Origin of the sequence: Bartonella sp. AA74HLJMH, from assembly GCF_042197045.1 — a bacterium.
In the GTDB taxonomy this organism is placed as follows: Bacteria; Pseudomonadota; Alphaproteobacteria; order Rhizobiales; family Rhizobiaceae; genus Bartonella.
Genome location: NZ_JBHIRJ010000001.1, coordinates 289,235 through 304,162 on the forward strand (window position 1 = coordinate 289,235; position 14,928 = coordinate 304,162).

Annotated in this window: 8 protein-coding genes; 7 read left to right on the plus strand and 1 reads right to left on the minus strand. The window is 37.2% G+C overall.

Annotated features, from left to right (window positions below; translation table 11 throughout):
* The first annotated feature begins 139 nt into the window (after positions 1-139).
* From ACFINH_RS01165 to ACFINH_RS01175, 3 genes are read left to right on the plus strand one after another with little or no spacing between them, the layout of a single operon-like run.
* Positions 140-586 (plus strand): DNA polymerase III subunit chi, encoded by a 447-nt coding sequence (locus ACFINH_RS01165; RefSeq protein ID WP_375629226.1) that lies wholly within the window; start codon positions 140-142, stop codon positions 584-586.
* Entirely contained in the window at positions 586-765 is a 180-nt protein-coding gene (locus tag ACFINH_RS01170; protein ID WP_375629223.1) for a hypothetical protein, read from the plus strand. The genes ACFINH_RS01165 and ACFINH_RS01170 overlap by 1 nt, the downstream gene beginning before the upstream one ends.
* Positions 755-1,018: a hypothetical protein gene (locus ACFINH_RS01175; RefSeq protein ID WP_375629333.1), complete on the plus strand. Its 264-nt coding sequence runs from the start codon at positions 755-757 to the stop codon at positions 1,016-1,018. Before ACFINH_RS01170 ends, ACFINH_RS01175 begins: the two co-directional genes overlap by 11 nt.
* Here ACFINH_RS01175 and ACFINH_RS01180 read toward each other — a convergent pair.
* Entirely contained in the window at positions 1,015-2,304 is a 1,290-nt protein-coding gene (locus ACFINH_RS01180; RefSeq protein ID WP_375620745.1) for an MFS transporter, read from the minus strand. The two genes, ACFINH_RS01175 and ACFINH_RS01180, sit on opposite strands and share 4 nt — an antisense overlap.
* Before the next feature lie 572 nt (positions 2,305-2,876).
* Between ACFINH_RS01180 and bafA (ACFINH_RS01185) the strand changes: the two genes are divergently transcribed.
* From bafA (ACFINH_RS01185) to bafA (ACFINH_RS01200), 4 genes are all read left to right on the plus strand, one after another.
* Entirely contained in the window at positions 2,877-8,351 is a 5,475-nt protein-coding gene (gene bafA, locus ACFINH_RS01185) for a BafA family autotransporter (RefSeq protein WP_375631739.1), read from the plus strand.
* A gap of 362 nt (positions 8,352-8,713) precedes the next feature.
* Entirely contained in the window at positions 8,714-11,278 is a 2,565-nt protein-coding gene (gene bafA, locus ACFINH_RS01190; protein WP_375631741.1) for a BafA family autotransporter, read from the plus strand.
* 355 nt (positions 11,279-11,633) lie between these two features.
* Complete coding sequence (locus ACFINH_RS01195; RefSeq protein ID WP_375631743.1) at positions 11,634-11,759, plus strand: hypothetical protein; 126 nt, start codon at positions 11,634-11,636, stop codon at positions 11,757-11,759.
* A 358-nt stretch (positions 11,760-12,117) separates the two neighbouring features.
* Positions 12,118-14,706: a BafA family autotransporter gene (gene bafA, locus ACFINH_RS01200; RefSeq protein WP_375631745.1), complete on the plus strand. Its 2,589-nt coding sequence runs from the start codon at positions 12,118-12,120 to the stop codon at positions 14,704-14,706.
* The last annotated feature ends 222 nt before the right edge of the window (positions 14,707-14,928 follow it).

Here is a 14,928-nt window from a genome sequence, read left to right on the forward strand (position 1 = left end):
AAGACACGTGCAAAAAGATAATGCATCTCAATCAAAAAAGAGGGTTTATATCTTGAACCGTTTCCTTTGTATTAGGGATATAGAAGTTTTTTTAAAAAGATGTTAGCTTTTTTATAAAGAATGATGAAAGCTTAAGAGATTGGATATTTTATTCTATCATTTGACGCAGTCAACGCTGAAGGATATTTTGCCGACGCTTGTGGAGCGTGCATTGGCTCGTTTTGGTAAAGTAACAATACAGTGTGTGAGTAAAGAACAACGCGATTCTATAGATATACATTTATGGGTTTATACTGATGAATCATTTATTGGACATGGAACGGAGTGTGATCAATATCCAAACTTTCAGCCTGTATTTCTTACGACAGGACAAGAAAATCCGAATGATTCAAAAATTCGTTTTCTCATAGAGGGAGCTGTTTGTTCGGATATTGATGCTTATCAACGGCTTGTCGTGATATTTGATGGTAGAAGTGAAGAGCAGTTGAATCTCGTTCGTGCACAGTGGAAAAAATATAAAATGGAAAATCATAATTTAACGTATTGGCAACAGACTGAAGATCGTCGCTGGGAAAAACAGATTTAATGCGTCTTGTATCTATTGTTCTGATTTTTATAGGATTACTGGGAATAGTAAATCCTGCACTTTTTATTACGGAAGGCTCAGGGGGAGGGCGTTGGGTTTTTATTGTGATTTTTCTTTTAGGCATGTTAAATATATGGACTATAATTAAAAAAACGAAACGCCATAATGATGATCATTGATCGAATTTTGCTTGTTTTATGGGCTGTGATGTTGGCCTTCTTTTGCGTTTCATGGTTGGGGACAACGCATATCTTATCAGAAATGTTTGCTGTTTCTTATATAAGCAATATTGCAGATTTTTTATTTTTCTTTTTGAGTGCCTTGTTTGCAGGAATATTGTGGTGGAAAATACCTCAACCCCTATCTTTAAAAACGAAACTGGCAGCATTTTTGCCGCCAGTCCTTATTTTATTCTTCGTTATTATATTTTAGTTGGATATTTCATCATCTGTAAATCCGACGAAGCAAATCAGTGAAATAAAAGAAGCAAGAAGCAAATAATAACCGATATAAGATGTATCGAAATGTTGCACCAGATATTCTGCAATATAAGGCGCGAGAGATGCTCCTATAATAGCAGATAAATTGAAAGTAATAGAAGAACCGGTATATCGAATTGCTGTTGGGTATGGTGAAGCCAAAACAGCACCAAGAGGACTGTATATCATTCCCATGAGAGACAAACCGATAACAGACATTGCAAGGACTCCTATAACTCCAGAATTTAAGAAATAAGGAATTGCGAAAGAATAAATACCGGTGATGATTGTAATCCAAATCATCAAAGTTCTACGTCTAATACGGTCAGCGAGTCTTCCCGTGATGACAGTAAAAATCCCACAAAAAATAGCACCGACAATTTCGATTTGAAGAGCTTGATGAAATGGCAATTGCAAATGGTTTGTTGAATAGCTTAACAAATATGTAGTAACCAAGTAAAACAAAACAAAAGTTGCCATACCAGAAAATATTCCAAGAAATAGGATTCGTGGACATTTTAAAAAGACATCTATGATAGGAACTTTGACATGTTTTTTACTTTCAAGAGTTTTTTTGAATTGAACAGTTTCATTGATTGAAAGACGGACCCATAATCCTATAATCATAAAAACAACTGAAGCAATAAAAGGAATACGCCATCCCCAGGCTAAAAGTTCTTCACGATCAAGGAAATGCAGCAGACCCAAATAAACAGCAATAGATAAAAACAAACCTATTGAAACGCCTAATTGGGGGAACATTGCATACCAGCCGCGCTTTTCTGGAGGGGCATTTTCTGTAGCGAGCAAAACAGCTCCTCCCCATTCTCCTCCTAATCCAATTCCCTGTCCAATACGGCACAAGGTTAAGAGGAAAGGGGCAAACCACCCAGCTATTTCATAAGTAGGAAGAAAACCAATAATGACTGTTGAAAGACCCATTGTGAGAAGAGAAGCGATAAGTGTTGCTTTTCTTCCAATCTTATCTCCAAAATGTCCAAAAACAACTGATCCAAAAGGGCGGGCAAAAAAGGCTGCTCCAAATATTAGGAAAGATTGTAAAATAGCAATTTGATCATTTTGTGTTGGAAAAAACACATGAGGAAATATAAGAGCTGCGGCAGTGCCAAAGACATAAAAATCAAAGAATTCAATTGTTGGGCCAATAAGGCTTGCAAATAAAATCCGACGAGGGGAGTTTCTGTTGCTTGTAGCTTTCATTTCTGAGTTTATAGACATGAATAGAATGTCCCTTTTAGTATATGACAAATCAAATGACGAGTTAACTGACTATAACTATAGAAATTTCAAATCGGTGTCGAGTCAATATTATGACACTTCGTTATATATTAGAACAATGATTATGGACTGATGGGTATGAATAAGTGGTCTATATATTATCCATATTGAATAAAATAAAGACACTGCTTTAAATGCTGTAGAAGATGGAAATAGGTGGCCATAAACGCAGCTCTCATTCACATTGCTGTTTCCTTTAAAGTTTAATGCCATTTTTATCTATTAAGGAATCAATCTTATTCGTAGATCAGTGTTTAGTGTCTCAAAATATTAAAAATATTTTTCATGGATGCAATTATAACACTTTTAAAGTGTATCTAAAACAAATTAAATCTTTTAGTTGTGCGTGCATTTTAAAACACATGGTGTATATTTGATCTGTCAGAGCTTAATCCATCGAATGCTTTGCTATCTTAAAAGACATGAGGTTGAGCAATTACGTTGTGTTGTTTTGATCTATGCACTTTTTTCTAAATGGGAGAATTTAAATTTAAAATTATGGAGTGTAAATAATGCAACGCAAATTGAAATTAAGTTTTTGTGCGGTAATGGCCAGTGGTTTTTTTGTCAAGATTGCGAGTGCATATGGAGTAGCTACACCAAGAGAAAAGTTATTAACACCAGTAAGTATCAGTGAACACCTAGAAGAGACAAGAAAGTTGTTATCAGAAGTGAGGGGACTAAAAGAAAAAAAGGGGGGATCAAAAAAGATAGAGAATAAACAGACAGCAGAAGGAAGTGATCTTTCAGAAGAGGAAAGGAAGAGATTAGAAAACCTATTCTTTGAAGTACTCACAAATTCAATAATAAGCGATGGTGCTGCGATCTATATTACTAACCGTGACTCTGAAGGTTCTGAAATAAATAGCTTTAACTATAAAGATGCAGCTTATTCCATTAATAATACGGTTAGAGAAGGGGGAAAACTCTACATTGATGCAGCAAGTGTTAGCAGGGATACGACAATTGAGAGTGGTGGTATTGAATTCGTCCAAAATCTGAGCAGTTCAGAATATGCCGCTGTTAAAAAAGGTGGTAAACAAATTGTTGAGAGTGGTGCAAATGCAGAAGGGGCTAAAATCTATGGTGGTGAGCAGATTATTTTTGGTAAAGGGGTCCTTGGAACTGGTTTGTCGCGTAAAGATAAGGAAAGTAGTGCTTATGGCACTGAAATTCATGCTGCAGATGGAATGCTAGGAATACAAAGTGTCTATAGTGGGGGGATGGCTGTTGACACAAAGGTTATGAAAGGAGGTGTCCAGAATCTTGATGGTAAAGAGAATTCTAATAACGGCTTTGCAGAAGATACTGATATAGAGGGTGAGGATTTTACAATAAATGAAGAGGCTTTTGCACTGAGTACAGAACTTTTTAAAAATGGTGCGCAGAATATCTTAGCAGGAGGGAATGCGAGCGAAGTTACTTTATACGATAGAGCTACTCAGAAGATATATGATTCTGGATACGTGGATAATCTAACAATTAATCATCAAGCAAAATCATGGGTTTTTGCTGGTGCGATATTAGGTGAAAATACAAATGTTAATAATTTTGGCAACCTCTATCTTTATGCTGGGAATGGTGAAGCTGTTACGGAAGTAGACAATCTTAATTTAAATGGAGAAGATACCAAACTATACATTATTGCGTCTGAAGATAACAGCAAAAAAACTGAGATTAATGTTAAGAATTTAAAAGGAAATGGGAGAGTTATTTTTACGTCTTTAGGGACTAATAAGCATTATTCACAGCTTAATATCGATGATCTTTCAGGTTCTTTACATTTCGATTTTAATGTCAATTTTGCCAAGCAGCTTAGTGATTATCTTGTGATTAAAAAAAGGGGCTCTGGTTCTCACACAATAAGTGTGGCTGATTCTGGGCGTGAAATTACAAATTCTTCTTACAAAAAGCTTAAATTAATTACTGATCGCAGTGGAAATGCTCATTTTACTCTGACAAACACTTTTGGTGAAAAAATCGGAACTGTTGATGCCGGAACCTATCGGTACAGTTTGAAACATAGAAACAATAAGGGTACTGGTAAAATTTGGTACTTAGATGCAAACCACACCATTGATGAGACAACTTCTCAAGTTTTTGATAGTGTATTGAAACCATATACTGGTTCATCAAGTGATTTACTTACAGAACTCACAATTGATCAAGGAACAACTGTTTCTATTGCAGATCCTAGCTTTGACACGAGTAGCAAGGAAGTTGATAGCAATGGAGAAACTTCAATTAGTAATACAGTTAAAGATGGTGGAAAGCTTTCCGTTTATAGCGGTGGTTTTAGCTTGTATACGACAATTCAAAGAGGTGGCACTGAGCTTATTAAAACACAGGGGCTTTCACAGGATACTATTGTTCATAAAGGTGGGCAACAAAAGGTTAAAGAGGGGGGAAAAGCTGAAGGGGCTAAAATTTACGGAGGTGAGCAATTTGTTTCAGGAAAGTCTGATATTAAAGGTGCGATGGTGAGGAGCAGCGCCTATGACACTATCGTTTCTGGTGAGAATGGAGTGCGAGGATATCAGAATGTGTATGATGATGGAGAGGTTTTTAACACACAGATCATGGAAGGAGGGATACAAAATCTTTATGGAGAAGAGGATCTAGACGAGTATAGCAGTTTTGCCTTTGATACGAAGGTTTTTTCTGGTGGACAGCAACATGTTTTAGCGGGAGGAATCGCGATTGGCGTTCTTTTAGAAGGGACTGCTTTTCAGGCAATAGATTTAGGAGGTTATGTAAAAGATTTAGCCGTTAAGGATCAAGCACAATCATGGTTACATGGTGGCGCAACATTGGAAGGAAAGACAACGGTTAATGATTCTGGACGGATTTATCTTTATGCTGGTGCTGAGCGATCTCGTACTGAAGTAGAAAAAATTGTCTTAAATGACAAAGATACCACATTATACTCTATTGCTTCCAAGATGGATGGTGAAAGCTCTTTGATTGAGGATTTAAGCGGGAATGGACGCGTTATTTTTACTTCTACCGTGTTTAATCCACATTATTCTAAACTTGAGGTCGGTAATCTTTCAGGTAATTTACATTTTAGGTTTAATACTAATTTTGTAGAACAGCGCGGTGATTATCTTCTGATAAAAAGAGGAGCAGGTCATCACACCATAAGCGTTATCGATTCTGGTGTTGAAATTACCAATTCTCCTCTACAAGATCAGAATTTAGTTTTGGAGCTTGATTTAATTCATGATCAAAGCGGAAATGCGCATTTTACTCTGACAGATTTTTCTGGTGAAGAGACGAGTACGATTGATGGTGGAGCCTACATGTATGGCTTAAAGACAAAAGATGATAATGGGGGAAAAACTTGGTATTTGACTACGTTACAAATAATTTCTGCTCCTGTAATCCCTTCACCTCATGCGGAGTCGCCTATAGATAAGCTTCCTGAAAAAGAAGAAAATATGATATCGTCAAAAGATTTTAGTATCTCTGATGTAATTGATTACAGTATTGGCGAAGGAGGAGGAATTCTACAAAGCTCTTTGCTCGGTGATGATAACGTAGTTTATGTCTCTGATGATGGAGAGCAAGGTGTTCTTAAGAAGTCTATTAATAATACAATTCAGGGATCAGGAAGACTTTATGTTGAAGCTGGTGGTTTCAGTAAAAATACAACCATTGAAAATGGTGGTACTGAGATTGTAGGGGAACAGGGGGTCTCAGAATCTACGATTATTTACGAGGGTGGAAAACAAAAAGTGGAGGGAGGAGGAACCGCATTGAGAGCTGAAATTTATGGTGGGGAGCAGCTTGTTTTCGGAGATGGTTATGTAAATGGTGGAATTGTGGGGAGCAGCGCTTATAACACGACACTTTATGGTCAAGGTGATACGCCGGGACAGCAGAATGTATATGATGATGGGATGGCTGTGGGAACAAAAGTGATGAGTGGAGGAATACAAACTCTTGCTAAGTGGTTTCCTAATGATGATAACTTTGCAGAAAAAGCCGGCGGTTTAGCTGTAAATGCTGAAATCTTTTCAGAGGGTGTGCAGCGTGTTTTAGCAGGAGGTGAAGCAAATACAGTCATTTTACGCACTGGTGGTGTTCAAGAAGTCTATGCAGGTGGAATTGTAAAGAATCTAACGATTGAAGGTAATGCTAATTCATGGATTTCTCCTGGTGCAATATTAGGAGGAGAAATAAAAGTTCAGGATTTTGGTGGGCTCCATCTTGATGCTGGAGACGATGGTCAACAAACTATAGTAGAAAACATTGAATTAAATGGAGAAGATGCTCAATTATACTCCGTTGCTCGTGGGTTTGACGACAAAAGTACACGCATTCAGCAGTTAAGCGGTGTAGGAAAAGTCATTTTTACCTCTTTTGAAGATGATTTATATTACTCTCAGCTTTACATTGATAATCTAGCAGGGAGTCTACATTTTAACTTTAATGTTAGCCTTGCAGAAGAAAAAGGTGATTACCTCTTTATTGAGAATGGGAGTGGTTTTCATACAATAAGTGTCGTAGATTCTGGTATTGAAATTGTTGATCCTTCTTCAGCAGGACTTGATTTAATTTTTGATCAAAGTGGTGACGCACATTTTACTCTACAAAGTTTTTCTGGCGCAAAAACTGTAATGGTTGATGGAGGAACTTATACTTATGGCTTAAAACACAAAAATATTGAAAATGAAGAGGGAAAAATTTGGTATTTGACTGCAGTTTACATGGATAGTGCGTCACACAGAAGCAGATCTATGCGGCATTTAAATCAAAATCAATCAGTTTTTTCTCTTTCAACTATTGCAGCACCACAAGCGCATGTTATTAAATTGCCACGTCGAAGAAAAAACCGCCAAAACTTAAGGCAAAAATCTCAGGCTTCTGTATCTCCAACTGTTTCCTCTCTTGGAAGTCATGTTATTGAAGTCTTAGGTTCAGGAAGTTTTCATCCTCTTTCTGATGAAAAACAACAAACTGCTGTTTCAACCTCTTCTCAATCTTTAGCCGATCAAATGATTGTGCGTCCAGTTCATAAAGAACAACCTTTTCCACAATTGAGTGAGAAACTTTCAGTTTCTCACTTTTTGACCACTCCCTCTACAGATGCGGTATTGTCTATGTCTGTGGCTCCAGCGATGGTTTTTCACAATGAAATGCAAACCGTACGTGCGGGAAGAGGAATTCTAGATAAAAGTAAAAAGAATACGGCTTTATGGACCTATGCGATTAAATCTAAAGAGAGTGTTACTACAGAGCATATAGATTTTAAACTGGATCAGACCGGTATCGTTTTGGGGATCAATGGTTTAAGCGAGTGGGAAAATGGAGAATTTTATATAGGTGGTTTTGGCAGTTATGATCGTGCCCGTGTTGCGCATGCACGGGGGGGTAACAGTGGAATCAATACTTATGGTATTGGTGCTTATGTCACTTATTTTGATCATAGTGGATGGTATCTCGATGGTATTTTAAAATACAATCATTATCAAAATACTCTAAAAGCCGTTTCAACGAATGGTTTAGAGATTGAAGGAACATATACTCAAAGGGCATTGGGAACTTCCTTTGAAGCTGGTTATCGACTTAAGACGTCAAAGAACAGTTGGTTACAGCCTTATGGACAATTTACATGGTTGCAAGTTGAAGGTAAAGAAATAAAGTTATCGAATGACATGACAGGTGACATGCGTCCATTCACTTCATTACGCAATGAGGTTGGCTTATCTTTAGGATATGAATTTGGTTCTCATATAGATTCCTCATCGTTTGCGTATATTACAGCAGCATGGTTGCGTGAGAATAAAGATGACAATCAAACGTTAATTAATCAACGCCATCCATTTACCACTGACTTATCGGGGAATGCAGGTAAATTAGGAATAGGTTTAAGCAGTTTAGTGAGTGAGAAGTTAAAGTTATATGGTGAGGCCCATTATATTAAAGGGCGTAAAACAAAACAGTCCCTTCAGGGTATTTTAGGTGTACGCTATAGTTTCTAACGATATGGTTATTTTTTAGTTATCTTTAAATGTATGATTAGTTTTTTAAAGTTTTTAATGCAGCATCAGAGAACAATTTTTCAGAGCACGCAGCTTCGTTATTCATGATAAACTGTATAGCCTTATATACTTGATTATGCATTACTTTTTATCTTTGATAAGAAAACTCCGAGAAAATGCTAAAGAAGCACTATAAAAGCGCTCTTATATTCTTGATCAAAAAAGTATTTAAAAACTATAAAGAACGGTTTTTTATGAGATAAGGGGGATTTTTAAGAAGGATTATTGCAATCTAAGGTTGAAAATATGTTTTGTAGAGCTAATTACGTTTAGTGTCTATGCAGGCGTGAAGGGGGGAGGATATGGCTCTACAATATAAATGGAAACGAAATTTTTGGATACTCATGTTGAGCAGCTGTTTTGTGCAAGCTGCTGCTGCAAATGAGGGGGGAACAGCACTTTTTTGTCAATCTTCAAGTTATGAAGATGATAAAGTATTTCAAGATCAATACAATGAGGATATGAAAACAGGCAGATGCATACTTGGAGCCTCTAATGATGTCATGGTAAGAACGCGCAATGAATTAGACTTTTTGAAAAAGCCTAGAGATTTTATCATGGATAAGGGTGCTAGAGTGTTTGCGAGTCAACAGGAGCTTGACAGCAGTCATCGTGACAATGCTGGATATAATGCACAAGAACAAAATACTGCATTTCTTAAAAAGCCTGAACTTATTTCCATTAAAGATGGGGCAATGTTAGAAAATTATATCCTTGATAATGAAGGTAAAGCATACGTTTCAAATGATGGTGAGATTGATAGTCCAGGGCGATCCATTAATAACACTGTAAGGAATGGTGCAGAGCTTTATGTGTATGCAGGAGGACTCAGTGAGAATAGTAAAATTGAACATGGTGGAATTGAAAATGTTCAGGCTTTAAAGGGAAAACAAGGTTTTTCGAAAAATGCTGTTGTTAAAGAAGGCGGGCACCAAAGTGTTGGAAATGGAGGGAAAGTAGAGGGGACTAAAATTTATGGCGGTGAGCAGCTTGTTTTCGGCGAGGGGGATATTGGAGGAGAGATTAAAGGCAGTAGTGCTTCTCATACTATCATTTATGGTCAAGATGAAACACTAGGCCAACAAAAAGTATATGATGGCGGAAAAGTTTGGAATACAAAAGTTATGCAAGGGGGTGTCCAAGAGGTTGGACAAAAGTCTCAAAGTGCAAAAAATGGTGGTTTTGCATTTGACACAGAAGTTTTTGGTGGTGGTAAACAACGTATCTTAAAAGGCGGTCAGGCTATTGGAGTCACTTTAAATGAGAGTGCTATTCAGGAAATATATACTGATGGATCTGTAAAAAATCTAACAATGAATGATCAAACAAAATCATGGGTGCATGCTGGAGCAACATTAGAAGGCAAGACACAAGTAAACCATTCTGGGCAGATCCATCTTTATGCTGGAAATGATCAACAGCGCACCACAGTAGAAGATATTATTTTAAATGGAAAAGATACAAAACTATACTCTATTACTGATGAGTTTGATGGAAAAAGTTCTTTGATACAAAAATTAAGTGGTGAAGGGAGTGTTATTTTTTCGTTTACAGGTTCTGATCCATATTATTCTCAGCTTCATGTGAATAATCTTTCAGGAAATTTACATTTCGCGTTCAATACTACGATTGCCCATAACCGTGGTGATTATCTCTTGGTTGAGAAAGGCGCTGGGAAACATACAATAAGTGTTGCTGATTCTGGAGTTGAAATCACGGATCCTTTTTCAAATAAGCGTGATTTAATTACGGATCAAAGTGGTGGAGCGCATTTTACGCTGACAGATCTTAAGGGTGAAAAAATTAACGCCATTGATGGTGGGACTTATATGTATGATTTGAAAGAAAGAAAGGATGAAAATGGAAAAGTTTGGTTTTTATCGGCAGACCGCCTCAGTGGACCAGAACCTTCTATACCAAATCCGACAAATCCTTTTTTTCCTGGAGAAACATCAACAACCCCCTCTACAGATGCAGTGTTAACGTTGTCCGTAGTTCCTGGGCTTATTTTTAATAATGAGTTGCAAATTATACGGAATGGTAGAAAAATTTGGGACAGAAATAAGAAAGATATCGAATTATGGACTTATGGGATTAAGAGCAGAGAACGTGTTGCGACAGGCCATACACACTTTAAGCTTGGGCAGACAGGTTTAGTCTTTGGTGCTGATCAGTTGAGTGAATTAAGGCATGGAGAGTTGTATGTTGGTGGTTTCGGGAGTTATGATCAAGCACGTATTTCTCATGCACGAGGTGGTGACAGCGATTTGAGCTCTTATAGTATTGGAACTTACGCAACTTATTTTGATCATCGTGGATGGTATATGGATGGTGTTTTGAAATATAATTATTACCGAGATAATTTGAAAGCCATATCAACGAATGGTTTAGCCATTCAAAGTCATTACAATCAGTGGGCGATAGGTGGATCATTTGAGATTGGTTGTTATTTTGAACCGGCACAGAATACTTGGATGCAGCCTTATATCAAGCTAACAGGTTTGCAGGTTGAAGGTAAAAGAATAAAACTTTCCAATGGAATGATAGGTGATCTAAGCCCATTAACTTCATTCCGCAGTGAAGTTGGATTGACTGCAGGACATGAATTTTTTGTGAGTTCAGAAACTTCATTAACAGCTTACATTATGGCAGCTTGGTTGCGTGAGAATATAAATAATAATTATACGACAATTAATAACCAGTATAAATTTATTACAGATTTATCAGGCAGTGCGGGTAAATTGGGAATTGGTTTAAACGGTTCGGTCAATGATAAACTAACACTTTATGCGGAAGCACATTATCTAAAAGGACATAAGATTAAGAATGCTCTTCAAGGTATTTTAGGATTACGCTATAGTTTCTAAATATGTGTGCATGGCTGATTAACTTTACAAATGTAATTGTTTTGCAAACTTAAACAGATAACGTTCGGCTATGTCTTCTCGAGAGTGTAAGGACTTTCTCAAATAGTAGAAATGTCTTTATACTCTCTCTTTTAAAGGCAACATACTGAATTTATAATAATAATTCATTTCTATGCATGTTGAATGAGAGTCGCGAAAATCATAGGATTCTCTCATTCCAAATCTGTTTATGTTGAATCAATCAAAACCATTTTCTTGCACGTCACAAGCAGGGAAGCCTGCGTGGATAAAAATTGTACAAGAAAGAACTAAAAATACCTCTTATAAACTGCCTCAAGTACCAAAGGGTGTCGCGTTGCAACATTTTAGGGCTGGAAAAGTGTATGATGATATCGGCTCGCTTCTTCATAAGCGTAAAGATTGGGGGATCAATGGCTTTACCGGTATATCATTCATGGATGACGTGGCGAAATGGGCTTGAGTGCATTGAGAGATGTCTCTTTAAAACAAGTGAGTGAATGTACAACCCAATGGCGTTTTGTTTTACGTGAAGAGGGGGCCCCATTAAAGGACACGAGCATTTTTTTCATCTATAATTCCAGATATGCAAATTATTCCTTTAACTTAAGTGAACATTTTGAATTTTATTCAATTTTTCTGCCTTAAGTTAGAGTTTTTTTAGTGGTTTATAGATAAACAACTTTAAGTTGTTTAAATTAAAAAATACACTAAAAAATTGTATTTAGACATAAATAAAACACATTATGATACAATCTAAAATGAGCTATCTATGTAGTCGCGGGGTATTTTTCTAAATAATTGAGAGTGGAGTGTGGATAATGCGGTATAAATACAAATTAAGTTTTTCAGTATTGATGATCAGTAGTTGTCTTTTGCAATCTGCAAGTGTAGTTGAGAGTAGGAATAGAGTGCTAACAAGAGCAACAGATGTGGGAAATAGAGAAGAGGAAGAAAAAAATTTAGAACTGATTGCTAGTTTTTTCAAAAATAATATTACGATTGAATATGGTGATGTAGAGCTTGTTGAGAATGGAAAAACTTCCGTGGGGTCCACTATTAAAAAAGGAGGGATGCAAATAGTTACACGAGCAGGAATTGCAATGAGCGCCAAAATTTGGGGAGGTCAGCAGTTTATTCATGAAGAGCCAAATATTGATTTTACACGCGTGGTTAGACGAAGTAGTGCATATAATTCCACAGTTACGGGTGGAGGTGGAGCAGTGGGACAGCAGAATGTGTATGATGGGGGAGGTGCTTGGTATGCGAAAGTGGGAAATGATGGAGAACAAAATATTTATGCGGGGCAAAGAAAGGAAGGGGGGAGAGCAATGTTTACAGAAGTTTCTGGGAATGGGAGACAGCATGTCTTAGCACTAGGGGAGTCTGTGAAAACTACTTTGAAGGATCAAGCTATTCAAGTTGTATATCCTATGGGATTTGTAGATACTTTAACAATTACGGATTTTGCTAAATCGTGGTTCCATGTTGGTGTACAAGAAGTCGTTGGAGAAGTAAGGATCAATGGTGGTGGAGAACTTTATTTATTCGCTGGCGATAGGACAAATCATATAACTAAGAAAAAAATTCCTATAGAAGAGAGCGTGGATGAGATAATATTTGAGGTTGGTGAACGGAAGATAGGAGAAAAACCACAGATTAAAATTAAAGATTTAGGGGGGCAGAGTGGGACTGTTATTTTTTCTTCTATTCCGTATGATCCACGTCATATTTCACTTTATGTTGAGAGACTTTCAGGGGATTTACATTTTCGATTCAATATTAGCGCTACGTGGGATGCGAGTGATTATTTGTTGATTGGTGAGGGCTCAGGGAATCACAAAATAAATATTGCAGATTCTGGACGTGAAATTACAGGTCCTCTCTCACAAAGGAATAGTTTGGTTACTGAGCTTCCGTTAATTACCGATAGAAGCCACAATGGCGGAGCTAATTTTACTCTGGCAGATCTTTTGGGCAAGGACATTACAGCTGTTGATGGTGGAACCTATCAGTATCGCTTAGTGAAGAGAGGAAGATGTGCTGATTCTAGTGGTAGTGCTACAATTTGGTATTTAAGTAGAGCTTCTGGAGATACGGAAGGTTCTAATTCTGAAGTAGAGTGTGTGAATAAGAAAGCGAAGATTCCTCTTGCATTGTCTGCTGATACGGGTACACAGTCTGATCAAGGGGCTTCTTCTGAAGGAAAAAATACCGGTCCTCGTTCACTTACTAAAAAACAGCCATCTAAACCACGACCTCCACGTCATTTAAGAGGGGCACAGAATGTCTCTAGTGTTTCTGTATCTCCCTCTCAAGAAAATCAGACTCTTGTAGCGTTACCTCCATCAGGTCCTCATCCTCTTTCTGATGAAAAACAACAAACTGCTGTTTCAACCTCTTCTCAATCTTTAGCCGATCAAATGATTGTGCGTCCAGTTCATAAAGAACAACCTTTTCCACAATTGAGTGAGAAACTTTCAGTTTCTCACTTTTTGACCACTCCCTCTACAGATGCGGTATTGTCTATGTCTGTGGCTCCAGCGATGGTTTTTCACAATGAAATGCAAACCGTACGTGCGGGAAGAGGAATTCTAGATAAAAGTAAAAAGAATACGGCTTTATGGACCTATGCGATTAAATCTAAAGAGAGTGTTACTACAGAGCATATAGATTTTAAACTGGATCAGACCGGTATCGTTTTGGGGATCAATGGTTTAAGCGAGTGGGAAAATGGAGAATTTTATATAGGTGGTTTTGGCAGTTATGATCGTGCCCGTGTTGCGCATGCACGGGGGGGTAACAGTGGAATCAATACTTATGGTATTGGTGCTTATGTCACTTATTTTGATCATAGTGGATGGTATCTCGATGGTATTTTAAAATACAATCATTATCAAAATACTCTAAAAGCCGTTTCAACGAATGGTTTAGAGATTGAAGGAACATATACTCAAAGGGCATTGGGAACTTCCTTTGAAGCTGGTTATCGACTTAAGACGTCAAAGAACAGTTGGTTACAGCCTTATGGACAATTTACATGGTTGCAAGTTGAAGGTAAAGAAATAAAGTTATCGAATGACATGACAGGTGACATGCGTCCATTCACTTCATTACGCAATGAGGTTGGCTTATCTTTAGGATATGAATTTGGTTCTCATATAGATTCCTCATCGTTTGCGTATATTACAGCAGCATGGTTGCGTGAGAATAAAGATGACAATCAAACGTTAATTAATCAACGCCATCCATTTACCACTGACTTATCGGGGAATGCAGGTAAATTAGGAATAGGTTTAAGCAGTTTAGTGAGTGAGAAGTTAAAGTTATATGGTGAGGCCCATTATATTAAAGGGCGTAAAACAAAACAGTCCCTTCAGGGTATTTTAGGTGTACGCTATAGTTTCTAACGACATGGTTATTTTTTGATTGATTTCAATGATAATTTTGATAGGAAGCATTTAAGATTATGAAAGAAGATTCAATATTTATTGAGATTCTGTAGCGTATCTTTATGATGGGATGAGCAATTGCAGGTATTTTTATTAAAGTTTTCTTTATAATTTATTCTATGTTTTTGAGAATTTGTGTAGATTTTTGCAGAGTCACTTGGCAAAGGGTTCCTTGCTCGC